18 protein-coding genes, 1 tRNA gene and 1 pseudogene are annotated in these 19,625 nt (G+C 61.0%); 11 read left to right on the top strand and 9 right to left on the bottom strand.

From position 1 onward, the window contains the following. Positions 1–5 precede the first annotated feature (5 nt). The 4 genes from WCE05_RS09995 to WCE05_RS09980 all read right to left on the bottom strand — a co-directional run bounded on the left by WCE05_RS09995 (position 6) and on the right by WCE05_RS09980 (position 3,452). Complete coding sequence (locus tag WCE05_RS09995; RefSeq protein ID WP_225786467.1) at positions 6–1,688, bottom strand: NAD(P)/FAD-dependent oxidoreductase; 1,683 nt, start codon at positions 1,686–1,688, stop codon at positions 6–8. A 163-nt stretch (positions 1,689–1,851) separates the two neighbouring features. Next, positions 1,852–2,166 (bottom strand): helix-turn-helix domain-containing protein, encoded by a 315-nt coding sequence (locus WCE05_RS09990; protein WP_368815831.1) that lies wholly within the window; start codon positions 2,164–2,166, stop codon positions 1,852–1,854. After that, on the bottom strand, positions 2,144–2,506 hold the full coding sequence (locus tag WCE05_RS09985; protein WP_368815830.1) for a toxin: 363 nt from the start codon (positions 2,504–2,506) through the stop codon (positions 2,144–2,146). The genes WCE05_RS09990 and WCE05_RS09985 overlap by 23 nt, the downstream gene beginning before the upstream one ends. A 484-nt stretch (positions 2,507–2,990) precedes the next feature. Continuing rightward, a complete protein-coding gene (locus WCE05_RS09980; protein WP_253090726.1) occupies positions 2,991–3,452 on the bottom strand; it encodes an Lrp/AsnC family transcriptional regulator in 462 nt (153 codons plus the stop codon). Positions 3,453–3,631: 179 nt separating this feature from the next. Here WCE05_RS09980 and WCE05_RS09975 point away from each other — a divergent pair, with 179 nt between their 5' ends. Beyond that, entirely contained in the window at positions 3,632–4,180 is a 549-nt protein-coding gene (locus tag WCE05_RS09975) for a serine acetyltransferase (RefSeq protein ID WP_253090744.1), read from the top strand. Between the two features lie 7 nt (positions 4,181–4,187). On the opposite strand, the gene WCE05_RS09970 is transcribed toward WCE05_RS09975, so the two are convergent. Beyond that, positions 4,188–4,970, bottom strand: a complete 783-nt coding sequence (locus WCE05_RS09970; protein WP_253102121.1) for a lipopolysaccharide biosynthesis protein — start codon at positions 4,968–4,970, stop codon at positions 4,188–4,190. A 330-nt stretch (positions 4,971–5,300) separates the two neighbouring features. Here WCE05_RS09970 and WCE05_RS09965 point away from each other — a divergent pair, with 330 nt between their 5' ends. The 9 genes from WCE05_RS09965 (at position 5,301) to WCE05_RS09925 (ending at position 15,184) form a co-directional block, all read left to right on the top strand. Further along, entirely contained in the window at positions 5,301–6,182 is an 882-nt protein-coding gene (locus WCE05_RS09965; protein WP_368815829.1) for an amidohydrolase, read from the top strand. Positions 6,183–6,207: 25 nt separating this feature from the next. Beyond that, on the top strand, positions 6,208–7,173 hold the full coding sequence (locus WCE05_RS09960) for an alpha/beta hydrolase (protein ID WP_225786461.1): 966 nt from the start codon (positions 6,208–6,210) through the stop codon (positions 7,171–7,173). A gap of 254 nt (positions 7,174–7,427) precedes the next feature. Then, on the top strand, positions 7,428–8,417 hold the full coding sequence (locus tag WCE05_RS09955; RefSeq protein WP_368815828.1) for a GlxA family transcriptional regulator: 990 nt from the start codon (positions 7,428–7,430) through the stop codon (positions 8,415–8,417). A gap of 369 nt (positions 8,418–8,786) precedes the next feature. Then, positions 8,787–9,470: an ABC transporter permease gene (locus WCE05_RS09950; protein ID WP_225786459.1), complete on the top strand. Its 684-nt coding sequence runs from the start codon at positions 8,787–8,789 to the stop codon at positions 9,468–9,470. Continuing rightward, positions 9,467–10,462: an ABC transporter ATP-binding protein gene (locus WCE05_RS09945; protein ID WP_253080198.1), complete on the top strand. Its 996-nt coding sequence runs from the start codon at positions 9,467–9,469 to the stop codon at positions 10,460–10,462. Before WCE05_RS09950 ends, WCE05_RS09945 begins: the two co-directional genes overlap by 4 nt. Then, the gene (locus tag WCE05_RS09940) at positions 10,462–11,124 is read left to right on the top strand and encodes an ABC transporter permease (RefSeq protein WP_225786457.1); all 663 of its coding nucleotides are present in this window, start codon (positions 10,462–10,464) and stop codon (positions 11,122–11,124) included. Before WCE05_RS09945 ends, WCE05_RS09940 begins: the two co-directional genes overlap by 1 nt. A gap of 33 nt (positions 11,125–11,157) precedes the next feature. After that, positions 11,158–12,066 carry a glycine betaine ABC transporter substrate-binding protein gene (locus WCE05_RS09935; protein ID WP_225786456.1) on the top strand — a complete coding sequence of 303 codons (909 nt, stop codon included), beginning with the start codon at positions 11,158–11,160 and terminating at the stop codon, positions 12,064–12,066. Positions 12,067–12,130: 64 nt separating this feature from the next. Further along, positions 12,131–13,678, top strand: coding sequence for an amidase (locus WCE05_RS09930; protein WP_368815827.1), 1,548 nt, complete (start codon positions 12,131–12,133; stop codon positions 13,676–13,678). A gap of 252 nt (positions 13,679–13,930) precedes the next feature. Continuing rightward, complete coding sequence (locus WCE05_RS09925; protein WP_368815826.1) at positions 13,931–15,184, top strand: OprD family porin; 1,254 nt, start codon at positions 13,931–13,933, stop codon at positions 15,182–15,184. Between the two features lie 144 nt (positions 15,185–15,328). Here the strand turns inward: WCE05_RS09925 and gudD are convergent, their stop codons facing one another. The 3 genes and pseudogenes from gudD to WCE05_RS09910 all read right to left on the bottom strand — a co-directional run. After that, complete coding sequence (gene gudD / locus WCE05_RS09920; protein ID WP_225786453.1) at positions 15,329–16,708, bottom strand: glucarate dehydratase; 1,380 nt, start codon at positions 16,706–16,708, stop codon at positions 15,329–15,331. Between the two features lie 22 nt (positions 16,709–16,730). After that, on the bottom strand, positions 16,731–18,077 hold the full coding sequence (locus WCE05_RS09915) for an MFS transporter (protein ID WP_225786452.1): 1,347 nt from the start codon (positions 18,075–18,077) through the stop codon (positions 16,731–16,733). Between the two features lie 137 nt (positions 18,078–18,214). After that, positions 18,215–18,307 (bottom strand): annotated as a pseudogene (locus WCE05_RS09910) (5-dehydro-4-deoxyglucarate dehydratase); the annotation flags it as partial. 313 nt (positions 18,308–18,620) lie between these two features. Between WCE05_RS09910 and WCE05_RS09905 the strand changes: the two are divergent. Next, complete coding sequence (locus WCE05_RS09905) at positions 18,621–19,355, top strand: FadR/GntR family transcriptional regulator (RefSeq protein WP_225786451.1); 735 nt, start codon at positions 18,621–18,623, stop codon at positions 19,353–19,355. Positions 19,356–19,539: 184 nt separating this feature from the next. Here WCE05_RS09905 and WCE05_RS09900 read toward each other — a convergent pair. Continuing rightward, positions 19,540–19,616 (bottom strand) — tRNA-Ile (locus WCE05_RS09900). Positions 19,617–19,625: the final 9 nt, after the last annotated feature.

Here is a 19,625-nt window from a genome sequence, read left to right as displayed (position 1 = left end):
TTGTTTCAGTCGGCCAGGGCGATCGGCCCGATCTCATGGAACACGTCGCCCGGGCCGGGATTGTCCGGGTGGGTCTTGCCACCGAAGTGATTCATGATACCCCACACCGCGTTCAGCGAGGTCTGCACCGCGCCTTCCACCCAGGCTGGCGTCCACGACACATCGTCGCCGGCGATGAAGATGCCGCGTTGCTCGGCCGGCATGTCATCCTGCATGAAGTGTGCGTACATGCGCTGGTTGTAGCGATAGTGGCCCGGCAGCGCACCCTTGAAGGCGCCGAGGAAGTGCGGATCGGCCTCCCACGACACGGTGATCGGGTCGCCGATGATATGGCCGGCGATGTCGGTCTTCGGGTAGATCTTCTTCAGTGCGTCGAGGGCCAGCTGCACGCGTTTTTCCACCGGGTGCGGCAGCATCTTCAGGGCGTCGCTCATCCAGGCGTAGGACAGGCAGATCACCCCCGGCTTGTCGTCGCCGTTGTCGAACAGGTAGGTACCACGGGTCAGGCGATCGGTGAGGGTCATGCTCATCAGGTCGCGGCCGGTTTCCGGGTCCTTGTCCTTCCAGAACGGCCGGTCGACCATGACGAAGGTCTTCGACGACTGCATGTAGCGCGTGCGGTCCAAGGCCATCCACATCTTCTGCGAGAACAGCGATTCTTCGCAGTCGATCTGGGTGGTCAGCAGCCAGCTCTGGCAGGTGGCGAGCACCGCGGCATAGTGGCGGGTATCGCCCCAGTTGTCGGTAACTGCCAGGCGACCATCGGCAGCGCGGGCGATGCGCTTGACGCCGGTGCGTGGCGCGCCGCCGTGCAGCGAGCTGAGGCTGGTGCCGGTCGGCCAGTGGGCGCAACGCTCCGGCACATGGCGCCAGATGCCCTGGGGCACCTGCTCGACGCCACCGACGACCAGGTGCTGGTGATCGTCGCAGTTGGTCATCACCACGCGGAAGATCTCCAGCATCGAGTTGGGGAAGTCCGAGTCCCAGCCGCCTGTGCCGAAGCCGACCTGGCCGAACACCTCGCGGTGCTGGAAGCTGAGCTTGGCGAAGGCGCGCGAGGTGGCGACGAAGTCATAGAAGGTGCGGTCGTCCCACAGTGGCACCAGGGTGTTCCACAGTTCCTTGAGGCGTGGCACGTCGCGATCGCGGATGGCCTGCTGGATCTCGCTGAAGCGGGCACCGCTCTCCAGGGCGTCGGCCCAGGCATCGGCCACCTCATGGAACAGCGCCGGCAGGTCGGCGGGTTTCTCGGCGTAGTAGGTCTGGCCTTCCAGGTCGATCACCGTGCTGCCCGAGGCTGGGGTCAGCGGGTTGGGGAAGGGCCGGGTCTCGAGGCCGAGCTTGTCGACATAGTGGTAGAAGGCTGTCGACGATACCGGGAAACGCATGCCGCCGAGCTCGGCGATGATCCCGTCGGTGCCGTTGAACGCTTGGGAGCGCAGGCGCCCACCCAGTTTGGAGGCCTCGTACACCACTGGCTTGAGCCCCAGCTTCATCAGTTCGTAGGCCGCCACCAGCCCGGCGATACCGGCACCGACGATCGCCACTTCCTCGCCATGTCGCTCGGCTGGAATGCTGCCCAGGCCAGCGGGGTGCTCCAGCCAATCGTCGAACGCGAAGGGGAAGTCCGGGCCGAAGATGGTGATGGGTTTCTTGCCGTCGGCGGGATGGCGGTTTTTCTTGTTCATGTGAGGACCTTGCCAGGGAGGCTGCGCAGGGGCGGAGCCTGAGTATAGGAAATGCCTGGTGGCCATTTTATGAAGCGGGGTGTTCGTAATTAAGATGCAGAGTGGCGTCGTTATGCTGTGTTAATCGTCTTAATGACATTCATTGATTGCATGATGACGACATTCAGTCCAGCGCGGCCAGGTGCTCGAGCGTTTCTGGGTACTTCTGCACCAGGCGGATCAGCGCCACCGCCTGGGCGTTGGGTCTGGAGCGGCCCTGCTCCCAGTTCTCCAGGGTGCGGGCATTGGTGCGCAGGTAGCTGGCGAATACGGCTCGGGACATATTCAGGCGTTGGCGCAGCTCGATCAGTTCGTTGGCGGCCAGTGGCGCCAGTTCCTGAAACGCCATTTTGTGGGTGCGCAGGGTCAGCTTCCCGGCGCGCTCCTCGGCGAGGGCGTCGAAGCCTTCGGTGAGTTCAGTGAAAATGTTGCGTGGCATGGGTTGTCCTCGTCAGGTATTCGCGTTCCAGCAGATGCTTGATTGCCTGCCGTTGGAGAGGGCTTAGGTCGTCCTGCAGGTCTTTTCCATAGAGCGTGAACAACCAGAACTGGTAATCCGCTTCCCACCCGTAGTAGATCACCCTGATACCCCCTCGCTTGCCCTTGTGGCGTTGGGGAGCGGCAAAGCGCATCTTGCGCAGCCCTCCGGTACCCGGGATGACATTGCCGACATAGGGATATGTCAGGAGTGTCTGCTGCAAGGTGCGAAAGCCCTCGTCATAGAGGTGTTCCGCGCGGTGCCGCTCGAAAGCCGGCAGTTCGATAAAGATCGCTTCCATGATCTGTACGCTACCTGCGTATAGCTTGGGGTGGTGTGGCCGCTCGTCAAGGGGCGACCTCTGGCAGCCTATCCGGGGGGAGGCACAGAAGTTGGGCTTGAGGTTTTCGAGGTGTTTCGGGGAACGTTTGCCTGGCGCTAGCCTCCGGCGAATGGCTCGCCAGTTGCCATGTTCGATGTAAAGGCAGCAATACCAAGCTTGGCGGCCGTGCTGGGAGAAGGACTTGTTGAAGTCTGGATCCGGAGCGGACGAGCCATTTCCTACAGACCTGCTTGTATTCAGGAACTATCCTACGAGCGTTGTCCACGCTAGCCTTCTGGCGCGCGGCATCGATGAAATCGCCAGTGACTGCGCCCAGCACCATGCCCGGAGAATGGGCGCGGGATGATTTGGTCGATCCAGCACTCGGCAGAAACGCTCAAGGCCCTGCTGGAGGGTGTGCTCGACGGCCAGGGCGCTTGATGCCCATCCAGGCAGCCGGCCCTCAGCCCGGCTGCCCCCGATCCACCTTGCTACTGAGGATGATGGAAGTGGTGGTCTTTTCCACGCCATCGAGGCTGCCGATCTGGTCGAGCAGTTGGTCCAGTTGCTCCGGTGAGTCGCTGTTCAGCCAGGCCACATAGTCGAATTCGCCGCTCACCGCGCACAGTTGCTGGACCTGGCCCATGGCGCTGAGGCGGCGCACGATGTCCTTGCCCGAGCGCGGCTGCACCTTGATCCCCACGTACGCTTGCAGGCCGCCACCGATCAGGCGCTGGCCCAGGCGTACGCCGTAACCGGTGATGACCTTGGCCTTTTCCAGCCGCGCCAGGCGCGAGTTCACCGTGGTCCGGGCGATACCCAGGTGGCGAGCGAGGGTGGCGACGCTTTCGCGGGCGTTGATCTGCAGCAGGGCGATCAGCTGGCGGTCGATTTCGTCGAGAGCGATGGGGCGGTAGTCGGACATGCAGGCTTCCTGTCTATATGGCCGCTTAGCCTAGATGGGACGTCAAGCGTGTACAAGAAAGCGGGCAACAGGGTTTCGTCTGTCACCATGGAAATACCGCGGTTATCATGCCTGGACGCGGCGATGTTGCCATCGCCAATCACACGAGTGACTTGGCCCAGGCCAGTGTGGGATGCATCTTGAATTTCGAACAGTTGCTTGAATGTTGGCGCATGGAGGTCTCCAACAAGAAAAAGCCCGGACGCAAAATCAGCTTGTTGCTCAACGTTCTCCGGCGGGCACGCAAGGACAACAAACTCCGCTACCTGTTCTGGTTTCGTATTGCGCAATACTTGTGCGCAAAGGGAGGTCTGCGTGCCGGCTATGCTCGGCGGCTCAACCAACGCCTGAATCTGCGGTACGCCGTCGACATAGACGTGGGGGCATCGATCGGGCCTGGGCTGCGCATCGCTCATCTCCCGGGCATTGTCATCAGTGGGCATGCGCGCATCGGCCGCAATCTGTTCATCCGCCAGAACAGTACGATTGGCATCAAGACGTTGGGGCGTGAAAGCTACAGCCTGGTAATCGGCGACAATGTGAGCGTGGGCGCGAACAGTTGCATCATCGCCGACCAAGTGCGAGTGGGGAACAATGTGACGATCGGGGCGATGTCTTTTGTCAACAAGAGCATTTCCGATAATTGTGTTTTCTATAACCAGCGCAATGCGGTGATCATCGAGAAATGAACAGCCGTCAGGGTTGCGGCGGCAACTCCACCATGGCGCGGAACCTGTCCAGCGTGATCTTGGGGATGACGTCGTCCGGAATCCTGGAGGTCGCGGACAGGTTATATATCCTGAAGCGATCCCCTACGACCTGGCGAGCCGTCAGTTCGAAGGATGGCAGGATCCTGCCTTGGAAGTGCTGGTCGAGTCCGCAAGGAGACTTGTCTGAACCCTCCTGCTCGTAGAAGCGGCCAGCCGACTGCTGCAGATCGACACCCACGAGAAACACTTGGGTGAAGCCGACATGGTAGGCGATCTGCAATGCCACGTAAGCGACCGTGCGAGCATCGAAGAAACCCTGTTGAAGGTCCTTGCTGAAGCCCAGCGAGCGGGCTCTCTTGTCGAAGCTATTGCGGCTGCGCACCAGAGCCTGTTCGTTGCTGAGCAGTCGCTGGAGGAATGAAAGATCCCTGACTTTCCTGAGCAGGAAAACCTCCCCCTTTGGTGGCGGCTGAAGGTTTTCGTACTGGTCCTTCCACAGCGCTATCCGTTGGCTCTTTTCCATGGCCAGCGAGAACAACTCGGGTTGTTGGCGGGCAAAATCCCTATCAGTGCAGGCATAGAAGAACGGCGCTATTCCTGCTTCCAGCAACAGTGAGATCGAGCCATTCATGGCAATCACCGGGACATGGGCGAACTCAGCGATCGGAAAGTTTTTCGCCGATGTGCCGGATGCCAGAAGGATGACGGGGCCATTTGTGATATCCCGACAATCCGCGAATGCCCGAGGAGACGGAAGGACTGAGGACATTGACGCGCTCCATAGTGGGGTTGTGTAGGATCAAGTGCCTAATAATGCTGGAAGTGGTGCTTTCTACAAAGTCTGGATCAGCTGCATCTTGTAGGAGAAATCTGGGTGGTTCGCAGCTTTAAAGGACGCAGCCCGTCTTGCCTGTGAAAAAGGTAGGAGCACTCTCGCAAAGACCTAACCACCGGCTGGCCCATCATCCACCATCAGAAAGCCGCCCCGATGGCGAAAAAATGATACGACACGTCGGGTTCGCGGGAGTGGTCGCCTGACATTTGCGTTTATCGTTTTGCCCAACACAGCGGGAAGTTGGCCATGCATAACGAAAGAGCAATGATCGATAGCCATGTTCATTTCTATACAGGAGCGGACCTTGAAAAAGTCGCCGGAAAACTTCCCTATACGCTGCCGAAGCCTCATTCGCTAACGGACTACTTGGCGCAGCTTTCAAAAAACAATGTGCTCCCGCGATTCTTGAACAATGTTCACCTGAGCATTCTTCCCGATTCGGAAAACGTCTTCGCTTCGTTCGAAGAACTCAAGGATTTACAGGCCCGTGACCCGGCCACGTATTCCGGCATACGCCTGGTCGGCACGATCAAGGCCGATCCTGCCTATGCGACGCAAGTCCGCCTGGCTCATCCGCAAGTGGCGGGAATCAGGATCGTGCTGCATGACGCGAAACCCGGCTCGGTTCGGGACGGTGCCTACAGCGATGCGGCCTGGAATGCATTGTACGACCGTCTGCGCGATCACCAGCACGTCCATGTCTATGCCCAGGAAGCCGAGACCAACCTTCGCGTCCTCAGGCAGATACCGCGGCATGTGCGGGTGATGATTGACCACCTCGGCAGTTGCCATGCTTCACGGGGCGCGGAAGAAGAAGCCTATGTTTCCCTGCTGCGAGAAGCGCGGGAAAGAGGAAATGTCTGGTTCAAGGGCCCCGGCTATCGAACGTCTACCGACGTTGAAAAAGTGCTGCCGTTTGCAAGTCGCCTGATTTCGGAACTGGGGGCAGGCAAGTTGATTCTCGAAGCCACGGATGCGCCGCATGTTGGTGCTGATAGCGATGGGATTGATTTTGCGCGCAGTTTCGATACCGCCGGGGCGTTCGGGTTTGTTCAGGATCTGGCCGAGCGGCTGTCGGTTAAATGCGCAATACCGGCCGGACAGATTCTCAGTGGTGCAGCAGCAGAAATATTCAACTTTGATTAAGCCAGAGTGCTAGGCAGGACGAAATATGAACAATAAAGTCTCGATGCAGGAAATTGAATTCGACGTTGACTACGCTGGCCACAGCGTGCGCCTGAAAGGGGCGGTATTCCAGCCCGAACAGGCAAGCGATCTTCCGCCCGTCGTCTTCAACTCTGGCTTCACCGGCGGTGTCTCGATGTACGGCCAGCTGTTCGGCCGCGCATTGGCTGCCCGTGGCTACCGTGTCATGACCTACGATGTTGCCGGATTCTTCTCCAACAAGCAGGTCCGTAACACCCATCAGGTCGGCGACATCACCGTGACCAACGTGAGCCTGGAAGACCAGAAGGACGAGGTGCTGGGCGCCGTGGCCTGGGCGCGTGAGGCCTTCGGCGAGATGCCGGTGGTCGCTTCCTGGGCAATGGGCTCGGTGGCCAGCCTTGCCGCGGTGGCCGAGCTGGCCAAGGCTGGCAAGGAGCAGATCAAGTTCTGGGTGCCGATGAGCTACACCCGCATCCAGGACCTGCAATCGCTGCGCGCCGATGCCAAGGCCGCTGATGCCGCGATTCGCGAACTCGATGGCGACGCGCCCATCCCGCCGTTCGACACCGGCACCGAGGCGACCCGCCTGGGTTACTACCCGCTCGATCCGGCCACCCAGCAATACGTGGATGAACAACTGGGCGCCTACACCGAAGCCGGTGGCGCCGACCGTTGGCCGGGCTGCAGCCACGTAACCGCCAAGTCGTACACCTCCTATGTGGCGTTCGATCCAGAGCAGGCCATCGAAGGGGCAACGGGCTTCCCGCCGGCCTTGATCATCCACGGTGCCAAGAACAGCCTGCACATGCCGGCCGAGTCCGAGCGTCTGTTCCGCCTGTACCCGGGGGACGCCGGTGAAGGCGTGTTCTTGCTGGCTGACATGCAACATGGCCAGCAGAACCAGGCGGACCACCCGGTGTTCCAGGCCATCATCGAGAAGATCGACGAGGCGGTCCGTCGGTACGCCTGAGTCGCAGCATGCAAGCTGGCGGGCCCGCACGTCGGGCCTTCCAGTCGCAGACCTTGTCTCGCCACCCCCCTCGCTGTACCCTCCCGACGCGCTTGGCCACCGATGGCCGGGACGCCAGATCGGTCGCCGCTTGTGTCGCGCTGCGATCGTCGTCGCAGAGTCTGCGCGCGGGCCCCGCCTGCTCCGCCAGCATGTCGTAATGTGGTATGCCTATGACTCGTGTCTCTCGCCCCTGAGAAATATCGAGGAAAGGTATGCTCAGCTCATCCACCGCCAACGTGCAAGGTGAAGCCCCCAAGCGAATCGGGCTGCTCATCCTTCCCCAGTTCTCCATGATGGCCCTGGCTGGCGCCAGCGAGCCGCTGCGGGCTGCCAATCGCCTCGCCGGAAAAACGCTCTATCAATGGAGCTTGTTATCGGAGGCCGGCGGTACCGTCAGCTCCAGCAGTGGCGTGGAGATCAATACCCAGTCGCTCGAAGAGGCGCCTGAGCTCGATCGGGTATTCGTGCTGGCGAGCCTGGATATCGAGCATCAGCGCCCACCGAAGATAATCAGGTTCCTGCACCGCTCCGTCGCCAAGGGCAAGACCGTGGGAGCCTTCAGCACCGGCACGTTCATCCTTGCACGGGCGGGCTTGCTGGAAGGGAAGAAGTGCACGCTGCACTGGGAGTCGATCAACCAGTTCGCCGAAGAGTTTCCCACCATCGAGGTGACGCGCGAACTCTACGTCAACCATGACAATCGCTGGACCTGTGCCGGCGGCACGGCGGCCATCGACCTGATGCTGGCGCAGATCTCCGTCGACTATGGTGGCAAGCTTGCCGCCGCGGTGGCTGAGCAGTTCCTGCATGCCAGGATCCGAGGGCCGGAAGAACAACAGCGGATGTCCATCCAATGGCGATTCGGTGTGCACGATAGACGCATCACAGCGGCCATCGCGCAGATGGAGGACAACTTCGAGCACGTCATCAGCATCGAGCAAGTGGCGCAGGTGTGCAATCTCTCCCAGCGTCAGCTCGAACGCTTGTGGCACCAGCATTTCGGCATGACGCCCCAGCGATTCTACCTGGAGCTGCGCTTGGCCGAGGCGCGGCGGATGCTGAGGGAAAGCACCAAGTCCATTGCCTCGATCGCCTACTCGTGCGGGTTCGTCTCTGCCTCTCATTTGGGCAGTGCCTATCGCAAGGCGTGGGGCTGCAGCCCGGGTGAGGAGCGGCGAAAGTTTGATATGGGCCAGGCATAGGCGCCGGCAGGATGTACCGCGATGGGATATGTCCACGCCCGGCTTTTGGCGGCCTCGGGGACACGGCATGGCCCGACATAAATAGGTGGCTTAGTAACTAACCGACCTGGGCTTCGGGTGCTGTTTCCTTATATATGGCCGGCCTTTCGAAACGCGCTTTTAGAAGATTTGTACGGTGGCCTGCCGAGTATCAGCCCGTGGCTTTCGCAAGGGATATGCGCGGCATGGGTCATGTCGATTTTTTGATAAAGGTCGTCGAACCTGAAGCTCAGCCGGGAGAAGGGAGCGGGGTAAGGTCGTCATAAATCCGGCATCCGCTCCCGATGACCCGGAAATCACAAGAACCTTGCGGAGATAGGCATAACAAAAATGGAAACGCTAAGTTTCATTCTTTCCAATTCAGGGCTTGTCGCCCAGTTGTTGGGGCAACATCTCTTCATTGTGTTCGTCGCTGTCGGGCTGGCTATCTTGACGGGTGTGCCGGTGGGTATCTTCATCTCCCAGCATCCTCGTGCAAGCCGTTGGGTCTTGTCGTTTGCCGCCATGCTCATGACGATCCCCTCCGCCGCACTGTTTGGCCTCATGATCCCCGTCCTTTCCTTGATTGGCCAGGGGATCGGCGTCGTTCCGGCAATCATTGCGCTCTTTCTTTATTCGCAACTTCCGATCATCCGCAATACCCATACGGCGATCTCCAACGTCGACCCGGCCCTGCGCGAGGCGGCCCGGGGCATGGGCATGTCTTCCTGGCAGCGGCTCTGGAAAGTCGAACTGCCGTTGGCAACGCCCTTGATCATGGCCGGGGTGCGTGTGGCGACCGTGATCAATATCGGCATCGCGGCCATCGCCGCCTATATCGGCGCAGGCGGGTTGGGCAGCCTGATCGTGCGCGGCATCTCCCAGACCGATACGCGCCAACTGCTGGCCGGGGCCATCTTGATCAGCATCATCGCGGTGGCCGCTGATTATGCCCTGTCCGTCCTGCAGCGTGCGTTGACCCCAAAAGGGGTTATCAAGATGAATAACCCCAGCATGAAGGAAGCTACAACGTGATCCAGATTAATAATTTGAATAAAAAGTTCGGCTCTATCACGGCTGTGGAAGATGTTTCCTTTACCGTGGAAGAGGGCAAGATCTGCGTGCTTCTCGGTCCTTCGGGGTGTGGAAAGACCACCACGCTGAAGATGATCAACCGCTTGATCCCGCCGACTTCCGGGCGAATCCTCATTGGCGGGCGTGACACGGCAGAGCTGGATACCGTGACCCTGCGTCGATCGATCGGCTATGTGATCCAGCAAGTGGGCCTGTTCCCCAACATGACTGTCGAGGACAACATCTGCGTAGTGCCCGATCTGCTCGGCTGGGACAAGGCCAAGAGCCGCAAGCGTGCCGCGGAGTTGCTGGAGGTGGTGGCGCTGGAGCCTTCGAAGTTTTCCAAACGCTTCCCTTGCGAACTGTCCGGCGGGCAGCAGCAGCGTGTCGGTGTCGCCCGTGCGCTGGCCGCCGACCCACCCGTGATGCTGATGGACGAGCCTTTCGGTGCGATCGACCCGATCAACCGGGACATCATCCAGGACGAGTTCATGCGCATCCAGCGCCAGGTCGGCAAGACCGTCCTGTTCGTCAGCCATGACATCGACGAAGCGGTGAAGATGGCCGACTGCGTGGCGCTGTTCAATGCGGGCAAGGTGGAGCAGTTCGGCACGCCCGATGATCTGCTGGCCCGCCCCGCCAGCGAATTCGTCGCCAACTTCATGGGCGGCGATCGCATCATGAAACGCCTGAGGCTCTTGCGTGCCGGCGATATCGCGCGGCAGACGCCGCCCCAGGAGCAGATGCAGATCGTCGGGGGCAATGGCGCGGCCTCGTTCGCGCCCCTGGTCGTGCAGCACACGGACGATCTGCGCCAGGTGCTGTCGCAATTGCTGGGGCAGGGGCGTGACTGGGCTGTGTGCAACGACAAGAACGGCAAGCTGGTCGGGTTCGTGCACCAGCAAGACATCCTTGCCCGCCTGGTCGAGAACACGACGACGGTGGTGCACTGATGAACGGCGTGGCCAACCTCTGGGAATGGCTCCAGGGCTACTGGAGCGAAATCATCTACCTCTCCTTCCAGCACATGCACATCGTCGCAGTGAGCAGTGCACTGGCGTTGATCGTGGCGCTGCCGGTGGGCATCTGGATGAGTCGCACGGGCAACCAGAAGTATGCCCTGGCTGTCATGCAGGTGCTCAACGTCGGCCAGGCGATCCCGAAGCTCGCGCTGCTTGCCTTGGCCATGAGCTTCGTGGGGGTTGGCGGGCCTGCCGCCATCTTTGCGCTGTGGGTGGCGACGCTGCTGCCGATCACCGTGAACACCTACGAGGGCCTGCGCTCGGTGCCGCGTCACCTGGTCGAAGCCGCCGAAGCCATGGGCATGACGCCGCGCGAGACGTTGTTCAAGGTCGAGATCCCGAATGCGCTCAACGTGATCTTCGCCGGTATCCGCACCGCGCTGGCGATCAACGTCGGTACCGCGCCGCTTGCCTTTCTGGTCGGCGGGGGAGGCCTGGGCGAGCTGATCTTCACCGGCATCGACCTGAACGACTACCCCATGATGATCGCGGGTGCCGTGGCGACGGCGGGCCTGGCCATCGCAGTGGACCTGGCCTGCGGCTTCGTCCAGTACGCGACGGTCTCCCGTGGCTTGCGACTTGCGGCGCGATAGTCCTGATAACAACTCAAAACACATAGGTGCTGTATGTTCGCACGAGGCATTGTCGCACTGCTCACGATGGCGCTGCTGGGGGCCGCCCAGGCTGCCCAGCCGAGTGTCGTCGTCGGGGGCAAGAAATTCACCGAGCAACAGTTGATTGCCGAGATGACCGCCCAACTGCTGCGCAGCGAAGGGTACAAGGTGGACAAGCGTCCCGACCTGGGGTCGTCCGTGCTGCGTTCTGCACAGGAGAATGGCCAGGTCGACATTTACTGGGAATACACCGGTACGTCGCTGATCATCTACAACAAGGTCAAGGAGCGGCTCGATGCCCAGCAGACCTACGCGCGCGTCAAGCGTCTGGACGCTGCCAAGGGGCTGACCTGGCTGCAGCCGTCCGAGGCCAACAATACCTATGCCTTCGCCATGCGGGAGGAGGAGGCGAAGGCGAAAGGCATTGCCACGCTCAGCGACCTGGCCACCAAGGTCAACGATGGCGAACACCTGAAGTTCGCCTCCAACGCGGAGTTCTATTCGCGGCCTGATGGTCTGCGACCGCTTCAGGATCTCTATGCGTTCACGTTCGAGCGTGACGACATCATCCGCATGGACGGCGGGTTGACCTACCAGGCCCTGCGTGAGGGGCAGGCCGATGTGGCCTTGGTGTTGTCCACCGATGGTCGCGTTCCGGCGTTCGGCTTCGTGATCCTTGAGGACGACAAGGGATTCTTCCCAAGTTATGCCTTGACCCCGGTCGTCCGCACCCAATTCCTGGAAGCCCATCCTGGCGTCGCCGAGCTGCTCAACACGTTATCCGCGAGCCTCACCAGCGATACCATGGCGACGCTCAACTCGCGCGTCGATGTCGGCAGGGAGTCCATCGAGAAAGTGGCCAGCGAATATTTGTCGAAGAACAATATGCTCGCACCCGCTGTCGCAGGCCCTGCTGACTGATCATTCGACAGGTGCCCGCTGTTCGGGCGCTCCTAATCTATTCGCACCACCAGTAGGATTCGTCATGGTTTCCATAACAAGAACCGTGGGCGCGGTATTGCTGTTCGCCACGATAAGTTCACGCGTGATGGCGGCAGACATAGATTCAATGAATCTTCTCCAACTTCGTGAAGCGCTCGATAGGGGAGAGGTGACATCGGAACAGTTGGTACGCCATTTCCAGGCGAACATCCAGAAAGACAATCGCCAGGGCCGGCATATCAATGCGGTGATCGCGGTGAACGGCAAGGCGCTCGAACAGGCCCGTGCCTGGGATGTCGAGCGAGCCCGGCCCCCCCAGGACCACAGCGGCCCGCTTGCGGGGATACCGTTTTTGGCGAAGGACAACTTCGACACGCGCGACCAGGTGACCAGCGGTGGCGCCTATGTGCTGCGCGCTTCGATTCCTTCCCGGAACGCCTTCGCTGTCCAGCGCCTGCTGGACAGCGGGGCGATCCTGCTGGGCAAGGCGAACATGTCCGAACTGGCCGCCTCCTTCGGCTGGTTCGGCTACAGCTCGCTGGGCGGCCAGACGCTCAACCCGCTGAACACCAAGCGCGATGCCTCTGGCTCCAGCAGCGGCTCCGCTGCCGCGGTCGCGGCCCGGTTCGCCCCTTTTGCGCTGGGGTCGGATACCAGCGGGTCGATCCGTGGTCCGGCAAGCGTGACCGGCACCGTTGGGCTGCGGCCCTCCATGGGCCTGATCGGCCGCAGCGGCGTCATCCCCTTGTCCCTGACCTTCGACACCGTCGGGGTGGTCACCCGAAGCGTGGCTGACCAGGCGATCGTGCTCGATGTGCTCAAGGGCCAGGACGACAACGATGCGGCCACCCAGGGCATCGCAGCAGAGCGCATCGGGTTCGTCGAAGCGCTTCGCCCCAACGCGCTGGATGGCAAGACCATCGGTGTGGTGACCAACTTCGAAGGCGCGAATGCACAGGTCGACCAGGTTTTCCACCAGGCCCAGCAGCGGCTCGAAGGCAAAGGCGCGAACGTTGTGAGCATCACCTTGCCGAAAGCCTATGAAACCCTCTGGGCAGATGTACTGGGGCCTGTGGGGGATAGTGAGTTCAAGCCGCAGTTCGAGCGCTATCTCTCGACGCTTTCGGCCGATCAGCCGAAAACGCTGGAGCAATTCCTGGCGCGGGCAAAGCCTGAGCAGTCGAAGCGCGATGGGCATCCGATGAACCCCAAGCGTTTCGAGGCGCTGGAGGCGCTCGCTGGGCATTCGCAGGCTGACACGCCCCTGTACATCTCGATCCTGTCCAACCGGATCCCAGGCCTGCGTCGGGATCTTGAAAACCTGATGCAAGCCTCAGGCATCGATGGCCTGATGTTCGCGACCATCAACTGCCCGGCTTCGGTGGTGCATGGGCAGAAGGACGATAGCTTCGAGTGCCAGTCGGACGATACCTATGCGGCGGCCTATATCGCATCCGCCACCGGGTTTCCGGAGATCACGGTGCCGGCTGGAACCATCACGGGTGGGGTGTCGGTGGGGGTGTCCTTCCTCGGGCGCCATGGCGATGACGCGAAGCTCGTCGGCTACGGCTATTCATTCCTGGGTAGGTAAGTTTCTTTCAATATCTTGAATTGAACCCGGCTGGAACAATTGGTGGGCGGTGATTGTTTTTGTTCCAGCGCCTGGGGGCAAGTTCTCTCGGTATCGAATTCTCTTGGCGTAAGCGCTCCGGGTATTCCCTGCCTGGCGTTCAATAATAATTAAAGCGTGAAAGAGGTGGTCATGGTGTTGGCTAACAGGTTTGCACGTTCGCTTGCAGGCTCCAGGCAGTCTATTGGTTTATATATATCGCTGGGCGCGCTCATGCTCGCACCCTCCGTCAATGCGGCGGGGCAGGCAGGGGAAGTTGGGGAGAAGATGGGGCGCCTGAATGTCTTGGCAAAGAACTATTACTACAACACCAGCCGAGACGAGCAGCGTTCGGATCAGGTGGACTGGACCCAGGCATTCCTTGCCAACTTCCAGTCGGCATTCACGCCGGGGCCGGTAGGGTTCGGTGTCGACCTGTTCGGCTATTGGGGCCTCAAACTCGATGGCGGTAGTGGCCGAACCGGCACCGGCAATCTGCCGGTCGGCGATGATGGGCGGCCGGACGACGAATACGGACGAGCCGGCGGTGCCGTGAAAGCCCGCTTCAAATCAACGGTGCTTCGCTATGGCGAGATGAGCCCGTCGGCCCCTGTCTTCGCCCAGAGCACCAGCCGACTGTTCCCCCAGACCGCCACGGGCTTCCAGCTCACGAGTAACGATTTCGCTCCGTTGCTGGTCGATGCCGGGCACTTCACGGCGGGGACCGATCAGGTCAATACCAACAGCGACGGTGAGCTCTGGGCCACCTATGCCCTGGTCACCACACCTTCGGTCAGCTATGCCGGCGGCAAGTACAGGTTTGCCGAAGGCGTGGTGGCCAGCCTTTACGTCAGCCGTTTCAAGGATGTTTGGGACCAATACTACGGGAACGTCAACTACGCGCTACCTCTGGGGCAGAACCAAGGCCTGACCTTTGACTTCAATGTCTATCGAACCCTCGACAGTGGCCAGGCCAAGGCCGGCACCATCAACACGACAGCTGTCGGCATGCAGGTGGCCTACAAGTACTCAGGCCATACCCTGACGCTTGCGCGTCAGAGCATCCATGGCGACCAGCCTTTCGACTACGTGGGCTTCGGGGATACCGGGCGGGCTGGAGGGTCGATCTTCCTGCCGAACTCGGTGCAGTACTCGGACTTCAATGGCCCGGGCGAGAAATCGTGGCAACTGCGCTATGACCTCGACATGGTGGTCTATGGCGTGCCTGGGTTGTCGTTCATGGTCCGCTACCTCAACGGCCAGGACATAGACGGCACGAAGGTGTCTTCGGGGGCTTACTTCAACAAGTACGGCTCTGACGACAGCGAGTTCGAAACCGATGCCGAGGCCAGGTATGTGGTCCAGTCGGGGCCGGCGAAGGATCTTTCGGTGCGCCTGCGCCTGGCGTGGCACCGAGGGGATGCGAGTACGGGGGGCACCCAGGACCAGGTCAGGGTGATCACTGAGTATCCCATCGATGTGTTTTGAGAGGCCAAGGCGCTGCGGTTCGTCTCGAGCGAGTATCCCGGATCAAGCCCTGCGCCGGTCAGCCAAGACATGCAACCGCCATTGGGGCCGCTACGCAGCCCCAAAATGACAACTCAACGGCATTGAAGACAGGCCGCCAGACGCCTAGCGCACCAGGCACGGACGCTTGTTGTCGAACTGCCAGCCGGGAACCAGGAACTGCATGGCGATGCTGTCATCCCGCGCGCCCAGGCCCTTCTGGAAATAGAGTTCGTTCGCCTTGGCCAACTGGTCCTCGTCGATGTCGACACCCAGGCCTGGACGCTCCGGTACCTTGACGAAGCCGTCGACGATCCGCAGCGGGTCGCGTGTCAGGCGTTGGCCGTCCTGCCAGATCCAGTGGGTATCGATGGCCGTGATCTCGCCCGGCGCCGCGGCTGCCACCTGGGTGAACATGGCCAGGGAAATGTCGAAGTGGTTGTTGGAATGGGAGCCCCAGGTCAGGCCCCAGTCATGGCACATCTGGGCCACCCGGACCGAGCCCTGCAGTGTCCAGAAGTGCGGGTCGGCAAGCGGGATATCCACCGACTGCAACTGGATCGCATGCCCCATTTCGCGCCAGTCGGTGGCGATCATGTTGGTGGCCGTCGCAAGGCCGGTCGCGCGGCGGAACTCGGCCATCACCTCGCGGCCGGAGTAGCCGTTTTCAGCGCCACAGGGATCTTCGGCGTAAGCCAGCACGTGGTGCTGGTCACGGCACAGCCTGATGGCCTCCTTGAGCGACCAGGCACCATTGGGGTCGAGGGTGATTCGAGCTTCAGGGAAACGCTCGGCGAGCGCGGTAACCGCTTCGATCTCTTCTTCGCCACGCAGTACGCCGCCCTTGAGCTTGAAGTCGGTGAAGCCGTAGCGTGCCTTGGCAGCTTCTGCCAGGCGTACCACCGCTTCAGGTGTCAGCGCCTTTTCATGACGGATGCGGAACCAGTCATTGTCGGCGTCAGGCTCGCTGCGGTATTCCAGGTTGGTGTCGTTGCGGTCACCGACATAGAAGAGGTAGCCGAGCATCTTCACTGCGTCGCGCTGCTGGCCTTCGCCGAGCAAGGCGGCCATCGGCACACCGAGGTGTTGGCCAAGCAGGTCGAGCAGTGCCGACTCCATGGCGGTGACAGCGTGCACGGTGATGCGCAGGTCGAAGGTCTGCAAGCCGCGCCCGTCGGCATCCCGGCTGGCGAACGTCTGGCGCATGGCGTTGAGCACGCGCTGGTAGTGCCCGATCGGCTGGCCCACGACCAGGCTACGGGCATCTTCCAGGGTCTGGCGGATACGCTCGCCCCCTGGCACCTCGCCGGCACCCGTGTTGCCCGCACTGTCGCGCAGGATTACGACATTGCGGGTGAAGTACGGGCCATGGGCACCGCTGAGATTCAGCAGCATCGCATCGTGCCCTGCAACCGGGATTACCCGTAGCTCGGTGACCACGGGCGTGCCATTGGACACTTGGGTGGAGGGGGTGAAAAAGGGCTGGGTTGGGCTGTGAAGGTTCATGGTCGTCAATTCCTGCAGGAAGTCAGTGAGGCTGGCTCAGCGCCGAGGGATGTTTGGCGTTGTCGTCACCCGCGCCCTTCGGGGCCGTGCGGATGAAGAAGACGAGCAGGGCAGCGAGCAGCGAGGTGCAGGCCAGGCCGTAGAGGCCGCCTTGGATCGAACCGGTCTGCTCTTCGAGAATGCCGAAGGTCGCTGGGGCGACGAAGCCGCCGAGGTTGCCCAGGGAGTTGATCAGGGCAATGACCGCTGCGGCGATGCGTGCATCCAGGTAGGCCTGGGGGATTGGCCAGAACAGCGCAGAAGCCGACTTGAAGCCGATAGCCGCGAAGCACACCGCCACGAACGCGAAGACCGGGCCGCCGGTGGTGGAGAGGAACATCCCCAGGCCGGCGATCAGCAGCGCAGCTGCAACCCACGCCTGCTGGAACCTCCAGCGACCGGCGCAGGCGGCAAAGGCATACATGGCGACGATGGAGATCAGCCAGGGGATCGAGTTGAAGAAACCGACCTGGATATCGCTGAGCCCACCCATGTTCTTGATGATGCTTGGCAGCCAGAAGGTCGCCGCGTAGATGGTCAGCTGGATGCAGAAGTACAGCACGCAGAACAGGATGATCTGGGGATCGCGTAGCAGGCGCCATACGGTAAGCCTTGGCCCCTTCAGCGCTTCACGCTCGCGCTGCTCGCGTTCGATGGCGCTGTTGAGCGCGTTCTTCTCGTCCGCGGTCAACCATTTGGCGTCGTTGGGCGTGGAGTCCAGCCAGAACCAGACGGCGAAGCACAGCACGACGGAGACCATCCCTTCGATGAACAGCATCCACTGCCAGCCGTGCATGCCCAGGCCCTCGATCTGCATCAGGGCGCCCGCCAGAGGGCCTGAAATCAGCGAGGCTGCTGCTGAGCCACTGAGAAAGATGGCGATGGCTTTGCCGCGTTCATCCTTGGGCAGCCAGCGGGTGAAGTAGTAGATGACGCCAGGGAAGAAACCGGCCTCGGCGACGCCCAGGAGGAATCGCAGGATGTAGAAGTGCGTTTCGTTCTGCATGAACGCCGTGGCACTGGCGACCAGGCCCCAGGTGAGCATGATGCGAGTGAGCCACACCCGTGCGCCGACGCGTTGCAGCAGCATGTTCGACGGCACTTCGAAAAGCGCATAGCCGATGAAGAACAGACCGGCACCCAGGCCGAAGGCGGCAGCGCCGATGCCCAGGTCCGTTTCAATGTGCGTGCGAACGAAGCCGATGTTCACCCGGTCGATGTAGTTGACGATGAACATGATGACGAACAGCGGTAGCACATGGCGTTTGACCTTGCCTACCGCGCGGCCGAGGACATCGCCGTCGGCGGCTGAATCTGCGATCTGGTTCATGACCTGATCTCCCACTAATTGTTTTTGTGCGGGCTGTACCGGCCAGGTGGCGTCCCTGGTTGGTGGTTCTTTGTCGCAATGGGCAGGCGGCGTGAGCCGCCAGGCCATCCGCTCTATTGCGGGCGGACTGCGTCGCGGGCAGCGTTCAAATCACCGTTGGCAGTGAAGTCGGTGACAGGGAAGGGCGAAAGCCCAGGAGGAAGGATCGATTTCAACTCTTGAGGATTCATGACGGGTCACAACCTGCTTGGATGTTGTTGTGGAGGAGGCAGCGTGGCTTGTCTGACATGTCGAGGCCGATGGTAGGACCGAAAATGTTGTACGACAAGTGTTTTTCGAGAAAGAATTCACAGGATACAACCTGCTTTTAGTGGCTAACATGCTGGAATATGCTCACAATTCCGGCTATTTCATGTTGCTGTCGGGTTGCTCTGACACGTCGTAAATTAGATATAAAAATTAGTTGTCATACAACTTGGCGCTGCTAAAATCTCCCGAAAACGGCTTGGGTTGTCTGTCAACTGCCACCAGAGGTGAGGAAGCATGGCGTTTCAAGAGTCCCCTGCGCCGATCCCGCGCAAGAAAAGCCATACACGTGCTCATGACCTCGTGTCCGACCTGACGCGCCGCATACTGATGGGTACTTTCCAGCCGGGAGACAAGTTGCCTTCCGAGGGAGCTGTCGCACGCGAGCATGGCGTGAGCCGGACAGTGGTGCGCGAAGCGCTGTCGAAGCTCCAGGCTTCAGGCCTTGTTGAAACGCGGCATGGCATCGGTACGTTCGTGATCGAGCGACAACCGCAAAGCGGCTTCCATGTGGGGGTGGAGACAGCGGCGGGTGTACGCCAGGTGCTGGAATTACGCATTGGGCTGGAGGGGCAGGCCGCCGCCCTGGCAGCCCTGAGGCGCACTGACGATCATTTGCGACGCATGCGCCAGGCCCTGGATGACTATCAGGACCTGGCGGCAGCCGGGGATAGCTGCATCGAGCCTGACCGGCGTTTTCACCTGCTGATTGCGGAGGCCACGGGCAATGTCTACTTCACCGAGCTCATGAGCCACCTGGGAAGCGCCCTGATTCCCCGCAACAGGCTCGACCTGGTCGAGCGCTCCGGCGCGAACCTGGCCCGTCATGCATACCTGGCCAACCTGGAGCATGAGGCCATCCTCAATGCAATCCGCCGACAGGATCCGGATGCCGCGCGTGCGGCCATATGCTTGCACTTCACCAATAGCCGGGATCGGCTGGTGCCTGGTGTCGAGGGGGTGGATGGTTAGTCTGGGCAGATGGGCAGGGCGCTTACGTCTTGTGATGTTTCTTTGCTAGCCGAGCTGCGGCGATATCCCGCATTTGATGCCGGTGTGGACGCATTGTGGACGCAAAGGGGCTTGCAGGAGGGGGAGGCGAGGTGGATCGCTGGCATTGAAAAGACGAAAGCCGCGCAGTGCGCGGCTTCTGGACTGGTGGGCCCACACGGACTCGAACCGTGGACCAAAGGATTATGAGTCCTCTGCTCTAACCAACTGAGCTATAGGCCCCAGGAGGTG

The sequence above is a fragment of the Pseudomonas sp. I2 genome (assembly GCF_040984075.1).
GTDB lineage: Bacteria > Pseudomonadota > Gammaproteobacteria > Pseudomonadales > Pseudomonadaceae > Aquipseudomonas > Aquipseudomonas guariconensis_B.
The sequence above is the reverse complement of the archived record's forward strand: the minus strand, read 5'-3'. Positions and strand labels throughout refer to the sequence as shown.